The organism is Bradyrhizobium sp. HKCCYLRH3097, from assembly GCF_051167875.1.
Taxonomy (GTDB): domain Bacteria; phylum Pseudomonadota; class Alphaproteobacteria; order Rhizobiales; family Xanthobacteraceae; genus Bradyrhizobium.
The window spans coordinates 612,311-629,581 of sequence record NZ_JBNPTX010000002.1; the positions used below are offsets into that span (position 1 = coordinate 612,311).

Below are 17,271 nucleotides of genomic sequence, written 5' to 3' on the forward strand. Positions count from 1 at the left end.
AGAGAGGCGCGATGGACCTGCACCACGATTCTTCCGGCGAAGCCCAAGCGGATACTCACGCGGATCTGGACTTCGGACCTCAAGCCTACCTCAGAGACCCAGACCTTGACGGAGACACGCTGCGCGAAGAGTGCGGCGTGTTCGGCATTTATGGGCACAATGATGCCGCCGCGATCACCGCGCTCGGCCTCCACGCGCTCCAGCATCGCGGCCAGGAAGCCGCCGGCATCGTCTCCTATGACGGCACGCGCTTCCACAGCGAGCGCCGCCTCGGCCTCGTCGGCGACACCTTCTCCCGCCGCGAGGTGATCGAGCGCCTGCCCGGCAATGCCGCGATCGGTCACGTGCGCTACGCGACCACCGGTGCGACCATCCTGCGCAACGTGCAGCCGCTGTTCGCCGAGCTCAATGCCGGCGGCTTCGCTGTCGGCCACAACGGCAACCTCACCAACGGGCTCACGCTCCGCCGCGAGCTGGTGCGCGCCGGCGCCATCATGCAGTCGACCACCGACACCGAGGTGATCCTGCATCTGGTCGCGCATTCCCGCCGCACCAATTTCATCGACCGCTTCATCGAGGCGCTGCGCGCGCTCGAAGGCGCCTACTCGCTGGTCTGCATGACCAACAAGAAGCTGATCGGCGCCCGCGATCCCCTCGGCATCCGCCCGCTGGTGTATGGCGAGCTCGAGGGCTGCCCGATCCTGGCCTCGGAGACCTGCGCGCTCGACATGATCGGCGCACGCTACATCCGCGACATCGAGCCGGGCGAGGTCGTGATCTTCGATGAAAACGGCGCCCACAGCCACAAGCCGTTCCCGCCGAAGCCGGCGCGTCCCTGCGTCTTCGAATACATCTACTTCGCCCGGCCCGACTCAGTGGTCGGCGGCCGCTCGGTCTACGAGGTCCGCAAGGCATTCGGCGCGCAGCTCGCGCGCGAGAGCCATCCCGACGTCGACGTCGTCGTGCCGGTGCCTGATTCCGGCGTGCCGGCGGCGATCGGCTACAGCCAGCATTCGGGCGTGCCGTTCGAGCTCGGCATCATCCGCAATCACTATGTCGGCCGCACCTTCATCCAGCCGACGCAGGCGATCCGCGAATCCGGCGTGCGCATGAAGCACTCGGCCAACCGCGCCGCGATCGAAGGCAAGCGCATCATCCTGATCGACGACTCGCTGGTGCGCGGCACCACCTCGCGCAAGATCGTGCGCATGATGCGCGACGCCGGCGCCACGGAGGTGCATTTCCGCCTCGCCTCACCGCCGATCCTCTACCCCGACTATTACGGCATCGACCTGCCGGACCGTGGCGGCCTCTTGGCGGCGACGCATTCGCTCGAGGAGATGCGCGAGCTGATCGGCGCCGACTCGCTGGCGTTCCTGTCGATCGACGGCATGTACCGCGCCATGGGCGAGCCGGCCCGCGACCCCGCCGCGCCGAAATACGCCGACCACTGCTTCACCGGCAGCTATCCGACCCACCTCACCGACCAGTCGCTGGTCGAGCCGACCCAGCAGCAATTGTCGCTCCTGGCGGAGGCGAGCTGAGGCTCTTTCCACATGGTGTCATTCTGGGGTGATGCGCAGCATCGAACCCGGAATCTCGAAATTGTTTTGTGCGCCTGACCTCTAGATTCCGGGTTCGAGGCCTAACGGCCTCGCCCCGGAACGACGGCGTTCGATCGGCCGTCGTCCCGGCACATGCCGGAGGCCCTGACCACCGGCCGTCGTTTGTCGGGCAGGACTAGCCACAGCCACCCAACTCCATCATAACCGCCGCGGAATATGGATCCCGGCGTTCGCCGGGACGACGGCTGAGAGACTATCGTGATGACCCTTCCCCTCGCCAATCGTATCGCCCTCGTCACCGGCGCCTCGCGCGGCATCGGCCATGCGACCGCCCGCGCGCTCGCGCGCGCCGGTGCGCATGTCGTCGCCGTCGCCCGCACCCAGGGCGGGCTGGAGGAACTCGACGACGAGATCCGGAAAGAGACCGGCAGCGGCGCCACCCTGGTGCCGCTCAGCATGACCGACAGCGACGGCATCGCCCGGCTCGGCGCCGCGCTGCATGAGCGCCATGGCAAGCTCGACATCCTCGTCGGCAATGCCGCCGTGCCCGGCCCCTCCTCACCGCTCGGCCATATCGACCTCAAGCCGTGGAACGACGTCGTCGCGGTCAACCTCACCGCCAACTTCCAGCTGATCCGCTGCATGGAGCCGCTGCTGAAGGCCTCCGACGCCGGCCGCGCGGTGTTCCTCACCTCAGGCGCCGCTCACAAGGCGCAGGCCTATCTCGGCCCCTACGCCGTCACCAAGGCGGCGCTGGAGACCCTGGCTCGGGTATGGGCGCACGAGACCGAGCGCACGCCGCTGCGCGTCAACCTGTTCAGCCCGGGCCCGATCCGCACCCGCATGCGCGCCACGGTGTTCCCAGGTGAAGACCCGATGACGCTCGAGACGCCCGAGCAGGTCGCCGAATTGATCGTGCCGATGTGCCTGCCGTCGTGGACCGAGACCGGCAAGCTCTACGAGTACAAGACCCGCGCGCTGAAGAGCTTTCAGCCACCGGCGTAGACTATCGCGTCGACGGCACCAGGGCGGTCGCAGGCTCCACTCCTACGTCGCGCTGTCACCCGCCGCGACCTCCACGAGATCGATGGCGCGCTCCGGGCAAGCCACCACGCACAGGCCGCAGGCAAGGCAGAGATAGCTCTTCGGCGTGTAGGCCGTCTTCATGCCGTGAAAGCGCACGCGCATCCTGCCGAGGAAGGACAGCGCTCGGAAATCGTCGCCGCTGATCGGCGCAACGTCGAACACGTTGTAGGGGCACACCTCGACGCAGTCGCCCTTGGCCTCGCATCGGTTGCGGTCGACGACCGGCACGAAGCTGCCCGGCTCGGCCTTGCAGCCGGCGCCCGGACGTTTCGGATGCTGCGCGGCCTTGCGCACCTTGGCAGCCTTGGTGCGCTTCGAGAGCGGTGGTGTCGGCTCGGTCTGGTCGGTCACGCTGTCGGCTCCATGGGCGGATGAATCAGGCTTCGGCGGTCAGCATCAGCGCGGTGCCGGCGGGATCGCGCAGCACGTACTGATCGCCCCGCACGATCACCTCGTCACAGCCGCGCAGCGCGGCGTCGAGGCGCGCGCGGGTGTCGAAGCGGATCGAGAAGCCGCGCAGCCGCGCCACGCCTGCGGGTGCTGGCGGCGCATCGATCCCCTGCCAGACGTTCAATGCGATACGGTGGGTGTAGGCGCCGCCGGCGCCGAGATCGGCAAACCCCAGCTGTGGCGCGAATGCGCCGGGCAGGAAGCCAAGCCGGGTGTAGAACGTGCGCGCAGCCTCGATGCGCGGGACGTGCAGATGCAGATGGCCGATCCGCGCGGCGTCGGCGAGCGGCGCCGACAGCGGCGGTCCTTTCGCCTGCGCCAGCTCATGGCGCACGTCGAGGGGGCTCCTGCCACTGCAGGGCCGGCCTTCGGCATCGAACACGGTGAAATCGGTCTCGAACGTGCCGTAGCCGCCGAACCGCTCCGGCGTCTCCAGCGTGAACTCGATGCCGAGCCCGTCAGGATCGTTGAGATAGATCGCCTTGGACATCACGTGATCGACCGGCGAGATCGGCGTGCGGCTGGCGATCAGCCGGCGCAGCATCCGCGAGAATTCCGCCTGGTCGGGCACATGGATGGCGATATGATAGAGGCCGGAGAAGCCGCGCAGCGCCGGGCGTTTCGCACCGGGATGCAGCACCACGAGCGTCTCGCCCGCCGTGCCGAGCTCGGCCGCGCCGTTGCGCTTGCGCAGGCGCAGACCTGCGGTCTCGCACCAGAAATCGATCGCGCGCTCGAGATGCGTGACCTCCAGATGCACCGGCCCGAAGGTCGCGATCTCGCCGGATGCGCCGGTTCGCGGCAAGGTCAGATGGTCCATGTGCGATCTCCGATTGGTCCGTCGTTGCGGCCGCGCCCGATGCGGCGGGGCCACGTTAGACGGCCGACGCGTCCTGATCGCCGGGCGCCCCGTTGAGGCTCGCATTCTCCGGGGTGAATGATCCGGGCCGGACAGCGCCGCTCCGCCCGCGGCCGGCGCCTATCTCGGTCCGGCAGGATCTGCCGCGGCGGGTTTGGCGGCTGCCGACTTGCCCGCAGCCGCCTTCGCCACAGCCGGCGCCTGGCGATCGCGCACCGCCATCAGCTCCTTACGCAGCTTCTCCTGCTGCTCGACCGACAACACCGGACGCTGGTCGTCATGCGGCACGTCGTTGACGGGGAGATAGTTGTAGGTGTTGTGGAACTGCGTGGTGGCGTCGGGCGGCGGCGTGGACGACGTCGCGCAGCCGCCGAGCAGCAATGGTATCAGCAGCGCGGCGCGCGCAGCGGAGCTCACGACAGACCTGCAGCTTCGCCAGATCATCGCGCGGCAGCCGCCATCGTGCGCGCCGGGATCTGCGCCGTGATGCCGTGCTCGTTGGCTTGCAGCCCAGGCAGGCTCTTCACCCAGGGATAGCCCCGCCGTCCCATGTCGTGGCCGCGATCGAACAGCGCGGTCATGTAGGTGCGGTCGAACGGACCGTCGGCCTTGGCCTGGAAATCGGCCGGCACGCTGGCGAGGTTGAAGTCGATGCCGTTGAACTTCGCCACCGAGTAGATGCGGTAGATGTCGCCGATGCCCTGGTTCTTGATCAGGGTCGACAGCGAGCGTTGCGTCACCGAGAGCACGTCGGCGCCGACGCTGTCCCATTGCGGATCGATGCGGGCGTTGCGGATGACGTAGAGATGCGCGCCGCTCACGCTCCGGCGCGGGCCGCGGCCGGAGACGAGGCGCAGCACCGACGGACCGATGAACACCTGCCGCGTCACGCCGCCGTCGACATGGAGCTCGTCGTAGTCCTTGTCGCCGATCCGCACCTTGATGCGAACCGGAGCGAAGGCGCCCGGCACGGTCGCGGACGCCAGCAGCACCTGGCGGAACAGCGCGATCGCCTCGGGCGTATCGGCGGCGGCGATGCGGCCCATGTCCCACAGCACCGGACGCTGCGCATCGAGATTGGTGGTGCCGACCAGAAGCACCCGGCCCTTGCTGCTCTCGCGCGCGACGTCGCGCAGGAACTCGCGATCGACATACTTCTCGATCAGCCGCGACAGCGGCGTGTTGTCGGCCAGCGCCGAGCCCTGCAGCAGGCCGGGAATGTTGACCGTGAAGATGTCCTTGCGCTCATAGGCGGTGAAGATCTCGCGCAGCTTGTCATCGTGCTCGCGGCCCAGGAAGACGAACGGCGCGATCAGCGCGCCCGAGCTGACGCCCGTCACCATGTCGAACGACGGCCGGTTGCCGGCCTCGCCCCAGCCGGCCAGCAGCCCGGCGCCGAACGCGCCGTTCTCGGCGCCACCGGAGATCGCGAGGAAATTCAGCGGACGCGAGATCGGGAGTTCGGCCGACGCGCGTGACATCGCGGCCTCGGCAAAGCGCGGCGCCGGCTCGTCACCCCAGTAGCGGACGTTGCGGAAGCCGACCGGGTCGGCGCTGACAGCCGCCGCCTCCGGCAACGCGTTGCGTGGCATGACGGCTGCGCACGCCGCCAGCAGCAGCGACGCGGCGCACGCGAGCAGGACACGCGGGACAAGCACGCGGAAGGAGGCGGCGGACTTCATCGCGACGCTTGCTGCTCCACGCTTGCGATCTCCGGCGACGGCTGCGGCGCGTCCGGCCTGGCTTCCTCGGCGCCCTTGTCGGTCCAGCCCGGCGGCAGGCCCAGACCGGCACCGACGAAGCCCTTCAGGCCGGGGAAACGTCCGTACTGCTCACATGCGGCATATTTGGGAGCGGCGCCGAGCTTGGCCGGCACGCTCGACACCGAAGGCAGCGAGGTCAGCGACGGGACGCCTCCGAACGGCGACTCGCCGGTCGACACCAGCTTCGCGAAGTCGGCGCCGAATTCGGAAGCGAGGTCGTAGGCGTCGCCGTCATTGGCCATGCGGGCAGTCGAGACCGAGTTGGCGCCGCGCGCCCACACCATTGCGGCCTTCTGGAACCCGGCGAAGTCGCGCGCCTCGGCCTCGACGGACAGCGTGCCAAGCCCGACCGGCAGCCGCGGCACCGGCACCGGGACGCCCGGCAGCGCGACGCTCTTGGCGATGGACGCCGCCTGCGAGGCGGCCGAGGCGGTCGCGTTGGTCGCCGTGGCATGGGTGACGGTCGCCTTGACCGTCAGATCGGCCTCCTCACGGGGTCCGACGATCTGGAATCGCTCGCTGAGCCGCAGGCACATTTCCCGGCTGATGACGTTGGCCACCAGCTTGCGCTCGCTCTCGTCGAGGGCGATGTCGGGACGCGGCGGAAACGCGGTCGGCTCGATCCGGATCGTCTTGGCCTCGAGCAGCTCCTTCTTGTTGGCCTTGATCTGCGCGCGCGTCACCAGGCCGTTGGCGTCGGCGAGATGATCGTAGTTCTTGAGCGAGCCGGCCCGCTCGAGCGGGGCGGTGGCGCAGCCGGCCGTTGCCAGCGCCAGGGAAACCAGGGTCATCGACTTCAGCGGAGCGAGACGCATCGAAACGGCCAGACCCATTGATAGACAACTCACTCTAATTAAGTCTCACAAGCCGTAGCGCTTGTCCAACTAAACTAGATCAAATTCTCTAGATTAGAGCGGCGAGAAATATTATTTTATATTACAAGCAGTTGGCGGAAACGACGAATGTGGCGAGAGTTGGCCCGGCAGGACACGCGATGAGAAAGGTCGATCCGGTCAAGCACGAGCAGAAGCGCCGGGAGATTCTCCAGGCCGCCCTGTCGTGCTTCGTCAGGAACGGATTTCACGGCGCCAGCACCACCGACATCTGCGCCGCCGCCAAGATCAGCCCGGGCCACCTCTACCATTACTTCCCCAGCAAGGAGGCGATGATCCAGGCGCTGGTCGAGCAGAATCTGAGCCACGCTGCATCGCGCCTCCAGGCAATCCTGGCCTCGCCCGACGTGATCGACGCCCTGGTGCAGGAGCTCGAGAGCACCAGCATTCACCAGCCGCAGGCCCAGGTTCTCAGCGCCGAGGCTTTGGCTGAGGCCTGCCGCAATGCCGACTTTGCAGCCATCGTCCATGCCCATGCGCGCGCGATGCGGGCGCTGCTGGTCGACTTCCTCACCAAGGCACAGGACCGCGGCGAGGTCGATCCCGGCCTCGATCCGGAGGCGACCGCGAACATCCTGTTCGTGATCGTCGACGGCGCACGCGCGCTGCCGATCCGCAATCCGAACGTCGACATCAAGAAGAGCAGTGAGCATCTGCGGCTCATGCTGACGCGCTTTCTGCGGCCGCCCACGTTGCGGACGCCGCCGAAAAAGGAAGCGGTGGAGCAGGCGCCGGTCTGAGCCTGCCGATCGGCGTCCCCCCGCGCGATTGACACTCCGCCATGCCCGCGATTGACTGCGTTCATAAGCGGATGACCGCAGCACATATCGGGGAGGACGGCATGACGCGAGCACGACGCGGACGCGCGACAAGGCCTGCCCTGGTCATTCTGCTGTTCGCCGTTGCGGCCGGCAACGTCCTCTTCTCTCGCAGCACCAGCGCCGCAGCAGAGGTGCCCGCGTTCGCCGTCGAGCCGTCCTGGCCGAAGCAGCTCCCCAACAACTGGATCCTCGGCCAGGTCGGCGGCATCACGGTTGATCACCAGGGCCACATCTGGGTCATTCACCGGCCGCGCTCGCTGACCGACGACGAGAAAGGCGCCACGCTCAATCCGCCGCGATCGAAATGCTGCATGCCGGCGCCCCCGGTGCTCGAATTCGATACCGACGGCAATCTCTTGCGCGCCTGGGGCGGCCCGGGCCCGGGCTATGAATGGGTCGGCCGCGAGCATGGCATCGAGGTCGACGAACGCGGCTTCGTCTGGATCGGCGGCAATGCCGACAATGACAACGCCATCCTGAAGTTCACGCTCGATGGCAAGTTCGTCGCTCAGATCGGAACGATGGCGCCGAGCAAGGGCTCCAACGACACCACCCAGCTCGGCAAGCCCGCGGAGACAGCGATCGACAAGGAGGCGAACGAGATCTACGTCGCCGACGGCTACGGCAACCGCCGCGTCATCGTGTTCGATGCCACCACCCTCGCCTACAAGCGGCATTGGGGCGCCTATGGCCATGTCCCTGACGATGCCAGGCAGCCACCGTATGATCCCAAGGCACCGGTCGCCCAGCAGTTCGGCAATCCCGTGCACTGCGTGAAGATCGCCGACGATGGTCTCGTCTATGTCTGCGACCGCATCAACGACCGCATCCAGGTGTTCAGGAAGGACGGGACATTCGTGACCGAATGGTTCTTCGAAAAGAACACGCTCGGCAATGGCGCGGTGTGGGACATCGCGATCTGGCCGGATCCGAAGCAGACCTACCTGCTGTCTGCCGATGGCGAGAACAATGAGATCCGCATCATCAGGCGGGATGACGGCAGCGTGGTTGGCGGCTTCGGCCACAATGGCCGCAATGCCGGCCAATTCCATTGGGTGCACGCGATGGCTGTCGACCGGCAGGGCAACGTTTATACCGCCGAGGTCGACACCGGTAAGCGCATCCAGAAATTCCGGCTGACCTCGGACGCCCTGCGTTAACGCTCAAGCGAAACGCACAAACCTTGGGCGCGTCTCGCGCCTTTTGGCGCATTGCCGCAACTGACAAGACCGGCTATCCAGGGAATCCGACGGCAAAGGGCGCCCAAGAAGCCCCGCCGTGACACGATACCAGGGAGGACTTTGATGACGACGTCTCATGCGCGGCGGATGGCTGCGCTGCTTGCCGCCACCACGCTCAGCTTTGCCGGCTCCGCCTTCGCCGACGACAAGGTCGTCAAGATCGGCGTGCTCAACGACATGTCCAGCCTCTACGCCGACATCGGCGGTCCCAACTCGGTCGCGGCCGTCAACATGGCGGTCGAGGATTCCGGCCTGAAGGCCAAGGGCTGGACCATCGAGGTCATCAGCGGCGACCACCAGAACAAGCCCGACGTCGGCGTCAATATCGGCCGGCAGTGGATCGACACGCAGAAGGTGGACGTGATCATGGACACGCCGAACTCGGGCGTGGCGCTGGCCGTCTCCAACCTGGTCAAGGAAAAGAACTCGATCCTGTTGAACTCCGGTGCCGCCACGGCGGACCTGACTGGCAAAGCGTGCAACGCAAACACCATCTCCTTCACCTACGACACCTACATGCTCGCGAACGGCACCGGCAAGGCGCTGACCAAGGCCGGCGGCGACACCTGGTTCTTCCTGACCGCCGACTATGCCTTCGGTCACGCGCTGGAGCGCGACACCTCGGCCGTGGTGACCAGCAGCGGCGGCAAGGTGCTGGGCTCGGTGAAGCACCCGCTCAACACCGCCGACTTCTCGTCCTTCCTGCTGCAGGCGCAGTCGTCGAAGGCAAAGGTCATCGGGCTTGCCAATGCCGGCGGCGACACCACCAACTCGATCAAGCAGGCCTCGGAATTCGGCATCGTCCAGGGCGGCCAGAAGCTCGCCGCACTCCTGCTGTTCGTCAACGACGTGCATGCGCTGGGGCTGAAGGTGGCGCAGGGCCTGACCTTCACCGAGTCGTTCTACTGGGATCTGAACGACCAGACCCGCGAATGGTCCAAGCGTTTCCAGAAGCTGTCGCCGAAGGGCACGATGCCGTCGATGACGGTGGCGGGCAACTACGCCGGCACGCTGCATTACCTCAAGACGCTGGAAGCGCTCGGCGGCAATCCGCATGACGGTGCCAAGGTCGTGGCCAAGATGAAGGAGATCCCGACCGACGATCCGCTGTTCGGCAAGGGCCCGCTGCGCGCCGACGGACGCCGCCTGATCCCGGCCTATCTGTTCGAGGTCAAGAAGCCCGAAGAGTCCAAATACCCGTGGGACTACTACAAGCTGATCGCCAAGATCGCGCCTGAGGATGCCGCCAAGCCGCTCGAGGCCAGCGACTGTCCGCTGGTGAAGAAGTAAGCCGATAGCTCCGATGCGGGATGCGGTGGATTAGCATCGCGTCCCGCCAGTGCCGCTGCGCAGACGATGCGACATTCGCTGCGCCGAATCACGTCATCGTCAGCGCAACAGGCTCGCGAGGCGGCCGATGCCTTCCTCGATCACGGCCTCCTCGGGCAGCGAATAGGACAGGCGGATCGTGTTGGCGCCGCTGCCGTCGTGGAAGAAGGCTGCCCCGGGAACGAACGCCACCTGGGCCTGATTCATGGCCCGGTCGAGCAAGGCGGCACCGGACACGCCGTCCGGCAAGGTGAGCCAGACGAAGAACCCGCCGTCGGGCCGCGTCCACCTCGCTTCTGACGGCATCTGTGCCTCGAGTGCCCTCAGCATCGCATCGCGCTTGAGCCGATAATGCGCGCGCGCCCGTGCAATCAGCCCGGCATGCCCTCCGTCTTTCACGAGCCTGTGCATCACGATCTGATTGATCGCTGACACGTTGAGGTCGCTCGCCTGCTTGATGAGGACGAGACGGCTGATGATGGCGCGCGATGCACAAATCCAGCCGATGCGCAGGCCCGGCGCGACCGTCTTCGAGAACGTTCCGAGATGGATGACGCGGGAAGCATCGAGCGAGCCGCGGCGACGGACGTCCAACGACTGCAGCGACGGCATCTCGTCGCCGTCGAAACGCAAGGCAGAATAGGCGCTGTCCTCCAACACCGGCACGTCCAGCTCGCCGGCGAGATCCAGGACATCGGCGCGCGCCGAACGCGACAGCGTCTCACCGGTCGGATTGGCAAAGTCCGGCACGACATAGACGAACTTCACGCGCGCCCCCGCAGCTTCTTTCGCGGCTTCGTCCGCGTAGGAGGCCGGGGTGCGGTTCGCAGCGCGTGGACCGATCGAATCGTAACGCGGCTCGTAAGCCGAAAAGGCCTGCAGCGCGCCAAGATAGGTGGGAACGGTGACGAGCGCCGTATCCGCAGGCGTGAGCAGCAGCTTGCCGAGAAAATCGAGCGCCTGTTGCGATCCCGCGGTGACGAGGATGTTGTCTGGCGAGGCCGCTATGCCCTGCGCGGTCATGTGCTCGGCGATCCACTGGCGAAGCGGACCGTAGCCCTCGCTGACGGCATATTGCAGAGCAGCGGAAGCCACGTTGGGCGATGCCAGCGCATCGGCATAGACCTGCGCCGCCGCTGCTGCAGGAAACAGCGCAGGATCGGGGATGCCGCCGGCGAACGAAATCATGCCGGGCCGCTCCAGCACCTTGAGCAGTTCGCGGATCTCCGATGCCTTCATGCGATCCGCGCGGCGCGCGTAGACGGGCTTCCAGCTCACCAATATTCCTCCCCTGATCCGGCTATTTATGTCAGCATTATTGACCTATTTTGAAGCGTGTGCAATCCCCGTCCCGCGAGAGCGCGAGAGCTGCATCGGTGGGGTCAGCGGATGAGAACCTTCAGGCCGGCGCGCTAGTCTAGCTGTTCTTTGTCGAGGACAGCGTCCGCACCGCAATCAGGAGAGCGACGATCAGCAACGCCGACGCCAGCAGGAACGGCGCGCCGGGCAGATGCGCCGGCGCGGCCGTTCCGATGAAATAGGCAAAGGTCAGCGTGAACAGGAAAGGGCCCGCGAGCTGGGCCACGCTCTGCACGCTCGACGTCGCGCCCTGTAGCTGGCCCTGCTTGTCGGAGGCCACCAGCCGGGTCATCAGCGCCTGGAGCGCCGCGCCCGACACGCCCCATAGCGCCATCACGGGGATGCCGAGCCAGCTCAGCGGTCCGGTCGGCGCCACACCGAAAATGAAGAAGCCGACCATGCCCGCCGACAGGCCGAGCATCAACGCGCCGCGCTCGCCGAACAGGCGCACGATCAGCCCGACCGCGCCGCCCTGCACGATCATCGCGCAGACGCCGACCATCGCCAATGTGAGGCCGACGGTGCGGGTGTCCCAGCCGTAGCGGTAGGTCGCATACAGCACGAAGGTCGACGGCAGCACGACATGGGCAAGCTGGGTGATGAAGTTCACGGTCGACAGCCCCGCCAGGATGCGGTCCGATGCCAGCAACCGCAGCGCACCGAGCGGGTTCGCCGTCCGCCACCGGAATGGACTGCGTCGTTCCTGCTTCAGCGACTCCGGCAGCACCAGGAAGCCATAGAGCGCGTTGGCGAAGCTGAGCCCCGCAGCCGCCCAGAACGGCAGCCGCGGATCGATGTCACCCAACAGTCCGCCGGTGGCGGGACCGAGCACGAACCCCGCACCGAACGCTGCGCCGATGCGGCCGAAGATCGCGGCCCGCCGATCCGGCGGCGTCAGATCGGCGATGTAGGCAAAGGCGGTGGAGATGCTGGCCGAGGTGACGCCGGAGACCAGGCGCCCAACGAACAGCCAGGCGAGCGACGGCGCCAGCGCCATCAGCACGTAGTCGGCGGCGAGGCCGAAGTTCGACAGCAGGATCACCGGCCGTCGGCCGAAGCGATCGGACAGGCTGCCGAGCACCGGCGAGAACACGAACTGCATCAGCGCCCAGGCGGTGCCGAACAGGCCGAAGATGCGGGCCGCCTGCGCGGTGTCGTTGCCGACGAAGCTCTCGATCAGCTTCGGCAGGATCGGCATGATCAGCCCGAGCGCGAGCATGTCGAGCAGGATGGTGACGAAGATGAAGGCGACCGCGCCGCGGCGCGGGGCCGGCGCATTTTCGGTCGCGACGCTCGGCGGACTTGCTTCCATGGCCGGATCGCTTCCGCTACCGCAACTGATCAGTTCGGCCGCTTGCGCTTGTGCGCGAACGGATTGGCCTTCTCGCGCAGAGTGATGCGCACCGGCGTGCCGGGCAGCTCGAAGGTCTCGCGCATCGAGTTGGTGAGATAGCGCAAGTAGGATTGCGGGATCGCGTCGGCACGCGAGCAGAACAGCACGAAACTCGGCGGGCGCGCCTTGGTTTGGGTGATGTAGTTCAGCTTGAGCCGGCGGCCCGACACCGCCGGCGGCGGATTGTCGGCGATCGCCCCCTCGAACCAGCGGTTCAGCGCCGCGGTCGGCACGCGCCGGTTCCAGACCGCGTAGGCTTCGACGATCGCCTGCATCAGCCGGTCGATGCCCTCGCCCATCAGGCCCGACACCGCCACGATCGGCGCGCCCGCGACCTGCGGCAGCCAGTGGTCGGCATCGCGGCGGAGCATCGAGATCTGGCCGGGATTGCCGTCCATCAGGTCCCATTTGTTGACGGCGATGACCAGGGCACGCCCTTCGCGCTCGATCAGGTCGGCGATGCGCAGATCCTGCTCCTCGAAGCGGTTCTGCGCGTCCATCATCAGCACGACCACCTCGGCGAAGCGCACCGCGCGCAGCGCGTCCGCCACCGACAGCTTCTCCAGCTTCTCCTCGATGCGCGAGCGCCGGCGCAGACCTGCGGTGTCGAAGATGCGGAAGCCGCGGCCCTTCCACTCGATTTCGACCGCGATCGAATCGCGCGTCGTCCCGGCCTCGGGACTCGTGAGCAGCCGCTCCTCGCCGAGCAGATGGTTGATCAGGGTCGACTTGCCGGCATTGGGACGGCCGACGATCGCGACCCTGATCGGCCTGTTGGCGCGCTCCTCGTCAGTCTCCTCGCGCTCGTCGTCCTCGTCGTCGGTGGGCGGCACGAGCTTGCTGACGGCGTCGTAGAGCTCGCCCATGCCCTCACCGTGCTCGGCCGAGATCTGGATGGGATCACCGAGACCCAGCGCATACGACTCCATGGCGCCGAGCTCGCCATGCTTGCCCTCGCTCTTGTTGGCGAGCAGCAGCACCGGCTTGTCGGCGCGGCGGGCGAAATCGGCGAAGGCGCGGTCGGCGGGCGTCAGGCCGATGCGGGCATCGATGACGAAGAACAGCGCGTCGGCGAGCGCGATCGCGGTTTCCGTCTGCTCCTGCATGCGCGCGGTCAGCGAGCCCTTGGGGCCCTCGTCGAGGCCGGCGGTGTCGATGATCGTGAAGTTGAGATCGAACAGCCTCGCCTCGCCCTCGCGGCGGTCGCGCGTGACGCCCGGCACGTCGTCGACGAGCGCCAGCTTCTGCCCGACCAGACGGTTGAACAGGGTCGACTTGCCGACGTTGGGCCGGCCGATGATGGCGATGGTGAAGGGCATGATGATCCGTGCGCGTGAGCGCGCAGCTTTAGCGCATTCGGCCGCAAAACCGAACGGGCGATCCGCCGATTCGCAGGTGAGATTAACGGCTGAACGAGCCGCTCGGCATCGGCGCCGGGAAGCCGCCGCCGCTGGACCGCGGGGCTGCCGGCGGCTGCGCCGCGGCCGGGTCATCCGCGGGCGGTGCGGTCGTGCGGCGGCGCACGATCCTCTTGGGCTTCGGTGCCGGCGGAACGGCGGCAGCGCCCTCCTCGACCGCGGCAGCCTCGCCATCCTGCGGATCGGCCGTCGTCGGGTTGTTCACGGCCGCCTGCCGCCGGCCCTTTTTACCCTTGGGCTCCTCCACCGGAGGCGCCGGCGGCGTAGCCGCCTGAGCGCCTGGGTCGGTCATCGGCTGCTGCTGCGCGCCCTTGTAGAGCTCTTTTGGCACGCCCTGCTCGAGACCCGGCACGCCCTCCGGGAACACCGGCTTGCGGTCACCCGGCAGCTTCTTCTTGGTGTCCAGGAAGTCGAGCATGTCCGAGGGATCGAAACTTCCCCCGCTCGCGCAGCCGCCCAGCACGCCGGAAAGCGCAACGAGGACCGTGAGGGCAATGACACGTTGGGGGCGGCGCATGATCGTCGTTCCAATCAACTCGGTTCGCCGGTCGCGAGGTTCGCGATCAGCTCTTGGCGACTGCAGGCAATAGCGCCTGCAGCGCTTCGGCGCGCGAGCGCAGGCCCGGCGGGGTTTCACCATCCAGCGCAATCATGTCGAGCCATTGACGGGCCGCCGCGGCATCATTGGCCTTCCATGCCGACAGCGCCAGCAATTCGCGGGCGGCGTGGCGGAACGGCGCGCCAGGCGCCGTTTCGCCTTCGAGGCGCTGCTTGAGGTCGGCGTAAGGCGCCGTATCGGCCAGCAGGCCTGCCGCGCGCAGCCGCGCCATCGACTGCGGCTCGGCCCCGATGCTGCGGTCGGCAGCAAGCTCGTCGTAGATCTTCACGGCAGCCGCCTTGTCGCGCATGGCGGCCTCGGCAGCCTGGTGGAAGCGGGCCAGCATGCGGTATCCCGATGGGGCCCTGGCCGCGACATCGGCAAAGGCCTTCTCCGCATCTGCATGCTTGTTCTGCTCGGAGAGTTCGAGGGCCTTGTTGAAGGCTGAGCCCGCCTCGGCCGCCTTCTGGCCTTCGAGATACTGGTAGCCGCGCCAGCCGCCGACGCCGGCGATGATCAGCACGGCAAGGGCGATGATAAAGATCGAATAGCGGTCCCACAGCTTCTTGAGCTGTTCCCGACGGACCTCCTCGTCTACTTCATCAATAAATTCAGACACCTAAGGACATCCCGTCAGGTTCGCTGCGAGCGCGCGCGCATGCGTTTGAAGTGCCGCGCGAGCGGCCCGTTGCCCGCGCGCCGGCGCCGATACCGCATCGGCATGGCGGTGGCAAGGCGAGTCCAGCCGAATCAAGGCGTTACTCCCCGGTTCTGCCACAGGGTCCGAACGCGGCTATCACGCCGTCAAGGCTTCGCGCAACTGCCGTTTCATCACCTTGCCGTTGGCGTTGCGCGGCAGGGGGTCCGCGGTCACGGTCAGGGTTTCCGGAACCTTGTAATCCGAGACCCGCTCGGCACACCAGCTGCGCAGCGCTTCGGCGCTCATCGGCTCGCGGGTCACGACCACCGCGTGCACGCGCTCGCCGAGCACCGGACATGGCCGGGCGATGATCGCGCTCTCGACCACCGCCGGGTGGCTCGCCAGCACCGATTCGACCTCGGCCGAGTACACCTTCAGCCCGCCGCGGTTGATCATGTCCTTCTGCCGGTCGAACACCCGGACGAAATTGTCGGCATCGACGGAGCCGAGGTCGCCGGAATGCCAATAGCCGGCGGTGAAGCTCTCGCCGGTGGCCTTGGGATTGTTCCAGTAGCCCTTGATGACCTGGCCGCCGCCGATCCAGATCTCGCCGATCTCACCGCGCGGCAGCTCCCGCCCCTGCCCGTCCATCACCAGGATGCTGGCGCCCGGACACGGCAGCCCGACGCTGTCGATATGGCGCGCGGTCAGATCCGACGGCATCAACGTCGCCGGCGAGGTGGTCTCAGTCGAGCCATAGGCGTTGACCAGCCGCAGACCCGGGATCTTGGCGGCCAGCCGCTCGATGGTGGCGACCGGCATCGGCGCGCCGCCGAAGCCGCCGATCCGCCAGCACGAGAGATCATGACTGTCGAAGTCGCGCTGCAACAGGCAGAGATTGTACATCGCGGGGACCATGACCGTGTAGGTCACGCGCTCGCGCGCGGCGAGCTTCAGATATTCGCCGGCCTTGAACTCCGGCATGATGATCAAGGTGCCGGCGCAGCGCGCCATGCTGGTGATGTTGGCGACGACGCCGGTGACATGGCCGAGCGGCACGGCGGCGATCGAGCGGTCGGATTGCGTCAGCCCCAGGCAGGCCTCGTAGATCATCGAGGAGTGGATGATGTTGCAATGGGCGAGCATCGCGCCTTTCGGCCGGCCGGTGGTTCCGGAGGTGTAGAGGATCATCGCGGTGTCCTCTTCGGTCACCTCGACGTGATGTTCGTGCGCGGCATGATCGGCCAGCGCTGCAAAATCCGACCGCGCCGGACGATCGTCGACGGCAATGCACCCCGCCAGCTCCGGCGTTTCCGCAGCGGCCGGCAACCGGTCCGCCAACGCAGCCTCGTGCAGCAGCAGCCGGGCGCCGCAATCCTTCAGCACATAGGCGATTTCCGGCGTCTGCTGTCGCGTCGACAGGAGCACCGTGATCAGCCCGAGCTTGGCTGCGGCAAACAACGTGAGCACGAATTCGATGCGGTTGCCGAGCAGCAGCGCCAGCCGGTCGCCCTTGCGCAAGCCCCTCGCCTGCAGCCCGCCGGCGATCCGCGCGGCGGTCGCGGCGACCTCGCGCCACGACAGCCGCACGGCCCCGCAGACCAGCGCCTCGCCGTCGCCGTTGCGCTCCACCGCTTCTCCGACCATGGCCCAGAGGTTCGCGGGCCGCTCCGTGAACAACGGAACCACGCGATCGCCGAAACGGGCTTCGCGCCGCATCGGCGGCGTTACATAGGTCGACCAGTCCATGGAGTTTCCCCGAGCTTGGCTTCTTGTCGTTGTTCGCCGCGACGCGGACCAGCCTGAAACATAACCAAGGGATGACGCGCTTGGCTATCTCCGCCAGCGCCGGAGAT

At 67.1% G+C, this 17,271-nt stretch carries 16 protein-coding genes; 5 read left to right on the forward strand and 11 right to left on the reverse strand.

Going from position 1 to position 17,271, the window contains the following annotated elements:
* Positions 1–11 precede the first annotated feature (11 nt).
* Together purF and ACQR0U_RS08500 are read left to right on the forward strand one after the other, a co-directional pair.
* Positions 12–1,544 carry an amidophosphoribosyltransferase gene (purF, locus tag ACQR0U_RS08495; protein WP_315712462.1) on the forward strand — a complete coding sequence of 511 codons (1,533 nt, stop codon included), beginning with the start codon at positions 12–14 and terminating at the stop codon, positions 1,542–1,544.
* A 282-nt stretch (positions 1,545–1,826) separates the two neighbouring features.
* On the forward strand, positions 1,827–2,570 hold the full coding sequence (locus ACQR0U_RS08500) for an SDR family NAD(P)-dependent oxidoreductase (RefSeq protein WP_316164687.1): 744 nt from the start codon (positions 1,827–1,829) through the stop codon (positions 2,568–2,570).
* Between the two features lie 42 nt (positions 2,571–2,612).
* Here the strand turns inward: ACQR0U_RS08500 and ACQR0U_RS08505 are convergent, their stop codons facing one another.
* The 5 genes from ACQR0U_RS08505 to ACQR0U_RS08525 all read right to left on the reverse strand — a co-directional run bounded on the left by ACQR0U_RS08505 (position 2,613) and on the right by ACQR0U_RS08525 (position 6,556).
* Entirely contained in the window at positions 2,613–3,002 is a 390-nt protein-coding gene (locus ACQR0U_RS08505) for a 4Fe-4S binding protein (RefSeq protein ID WP_315712465.1), read from the reverse strand.
* A gap of 25 nt (positions 3,003–3,027) precedes the next feature.
* Positions 3,028–3,921, reverse strand: a complete 894-nt coding sequence (locus ACQR0U_RS08510) for a VOC family protein (RefSeq protein ID WP_315712467.1) — start codon at positions 3,919–3,921, stop codon at positions 3,028–3,030.
* A 159-nt stretch (positions 3,922–4,080) separates the two neighbouring features.
* Positions 4,081–4,377 (reverse strand): hypothetical protein, encoded by a 297-nt coding sequence (locus ACQR0U_RS08515; protein ID WP_315712468.1) that lies wholly within the window; start codon positions 4,375–4,377, stop codon positions 4,081–4,083.
* A 23-nt stretch (positions 4,378–4,400) separates the two neighbouring features.
* A complete protein-coding gene (locus tag ACQR0U_RS08520) occupies positions 4,401–5,642 on the reverse strand; it encodes a patatin-like phospholipase family protein (RefSeq protein ID WP_316194111.1) in 1,242 nt (413 codons plus the stop codon).
* Entirely contained in the window at positions 5,639–6,556 is a 918-nt protein-coding gene (locus ACQR0U_RS08525) for a DUF3313 family protein (RefSeq protein WP_434842949.1), read from the reverse strand. The genes ACQR0U_RS08520 and ACQR0U_RS08525 overlap by 4 nt, the downstream gene beginning before the upstream one ends.
* A gap of 161 nt (positions 6,557–6,717) precedes the next feature.
* Between ACQR0U_RS08525 and ACQR0U_RS08530 the strand changes: the two genes are divergently transcribed.
* From ACQR0U_RS08530 to ACQR0U_RS08540, 3 genes are all read left to right on the forward strand, one after another.
* Positions 6,718–7,356 (forward strand): TetR/AcrR family transcriptional regulator, encoded by a 639-nt coding sequence (locus ACQR0U_RS08530; RefSeq protein WP_316192656.1) that lies wholly within the window; start codon positions 6,718–6,720, stop codon positions 7,354–7,356.
* A 101-nt stretch (positions 7,357–7,457) separates the two neighbouring features.
* On the forward strand, positions 7,458–8,597 hold the full coding sequence (locus tag ACQR0U_RS08535; RefSeq protein WP_316225380.1) for a hypothetical protein: 1,140 nt from the start codon (positions 7,458–7,460) through the stop codon (positions 8,595–8,597).
* 144 nt (positions 8,598–8,741) lie between these two features.
* Positions 8,742–9,968, forward strand: coding sequence for an ABC transporter substrate-binding protein (locus ACQR0U_RS08540; protein WP_315712474.1), 1,227 nt, complete (start codon positions 8,742–8,744; stop codon positions 9,966–9,968).
* Between the two features lie 99 nt (positions 9,969–10,067).
* On the opposite strand, the gene ACQR0U_RS08545 is transcribed toward ACQR0U_RS08540, so the two are convergent.
* The 6 genes from ACQR0U_RS08545 to ACQR0U_RS08570 form a co-directional block, all read right to left on the reverse strand.
* Complete coding sequence (locus tag ACQR0U_RS08545; RefSeq protein WP_316225379.1) at positions 10,068–11,288, reverse strand: PLP-dependent aminotransferase family protein; 1,221 nt, start codon at positions 11,286–11,288, stop codon at positions 10,068–10,070.
* Between the two features lie 136 nt (positions 11,289–11,424).
* Positions 11,425–12,678 carry a TCR/Tet family MFS transporter gene (locus tag ACQR0U_RS08550; RefSeq protein ID WP_434842948.1) on the reverse strand — a complete coding sequence of 418 codons (1,254 nt, stop codon included), beginning with the start codon at positions 12,676–12,678 and terminating at the stop codon, positions 11,425–11,427.
* A 29-nt stretch (positions 12,679–12,707) separates the two neighbouring features.
* Entirely contained in the window at positions 12,708–14,078 is a 1,371-nt protein-coding gene (gene der / locus ACQR0U_RS08555; RefSeq protein ID WP_434842947.1) for a ribosome biogenesis GTPase Der, read from the reverse strand.
* A gap of 82 nt (positions 14,079–14,160) precedes the next feature.
* On the reverse strand, positions 14,161–14,694 hold the full coding sequence (locus tag ACQR0U_RS08560; RefSeq protein WP_434842946.1) for a hypothetical protein: 534 nt from the start codon (positions 14,692–14,694) through the stop codon (positions 14,161–14,163).
* Between the two features lie 46 nt (positions 14,695–14,740).
* A complete protein-coding gene (locus ACQR0U_RS08565) occupies positions 14,741–15,394 on the reverse strand; it encodes a tetratricopeptide repeat protein (RefSeq protein ID WP_316225376.1) in 654 nt (217 codons plus the stop codon).
* Between the two features lie 177 nt (positions 15,395–15,571).
* Positions 15,572–17,164 carry a class I adenylate-forming enzyme family protein gene (locus ACQR0U_RS08570; RefSeq protein WP_434842945.1) on the reverse strand — a complete coding sequence of 531 codons (1,593 nt, stop codon included), beginning with the start codon at positions 17,162–17,164 and terminating at the stop codon, positions 15,572–15,574.
* Positions 17,165–17,271 lie beyond the last annotated feature (107 nt).

Excerpts from the sequence above, each read along its gene's own strand:
- purF (WP_315712462.1), top strand. The coding sequence starts at position 12 with ATGGACCTGCACCACGATTCTTCCGGCGAAGCCCAAGCGGATACTCAC.
- ACQR0U_RS08530 (WP_316192656.1), top strand. The coding sequence starts at position 6,718 with ATGAGAAAGGTCGATCCGGTCAAGCACGAGCAGAAGCGCCGGGAGATT.
- ACQR0U_RS08525 (WP_434842949.1), bottom strand. The coding sequence starts at position 6,556 with ATGGGTCTGGCCGTTTCGATGCGTCTCGCTCCGCTGAAGTCGATGACC.
- ACQR0U_RS08500 (WP_316164687.1), top strand. The coding sequence starts at position 1,827 with ATGACCCTTCCCCTCGCCAATCGTATCGCCCTCGTCACCGGCGCCTCG.
- ACQR0U_RS08550 (WP_434842948.1), bottom strand. The coding sequence starts at position 12,678 with ATGGAAGCAAGTCCGCCGAGCGTCGCGACCGAAAATGCGCCGGCCCCG.
- der (WP_434842947.1), bottom strand. The coding sequence starts at position 14,078 with ATGCCCTTCACCATCGCCATCATCGGCCGGCCCAACGTCGGCAAGTCG.
- ACQR0U_RS08540 (WP_315712474.1), top strand. The coding sequence starts at position 8,742 with ATGACGACGTCTCATGCGCGGCGGATGGCTGCGCTGCTTGCCGCCACC.
- ACQR0U_RS08560 (WP_434842946.1), bottom strand. The coding sequence starts at position 14,694 with ATGCGCCGCCCCCAACGTGTCATTGCCCTCACGGTCCTCGTTGCGCTT.
- ACQR0U_RS08510 (WP_315712467.1), bottom strand. The coding sequence starts at position 3,921 with ATGGACCATCTGACCTTGCCGCGAACCGGCGCATCCGGCGAGATCGCG.
- ACQR0U_RS08570 (WP_434842945.1), bottom strand. The coding sequence starts at position 17,164 with ATGGACTGGTCGACCTATGTAACGCCGCCGATGCGGCGCGAAGCCCGT.
- ACQR0U_RS08535 (WP_316225380.1), top strand. The coding sequence starts at position 7,458 with ATGACGCGAGCACGACGCGGACGCGCGACAAGGCCTGCCCTGGTCATT.
- ACQR0U_RS08520 (WP_316194111.1), bottom strand. The coding sequence starts at position 5,642 with ATGAAGTCCGCCGCCTCCTTCCGCGTGCTTGTCCCGCGTGTCCTGCTC.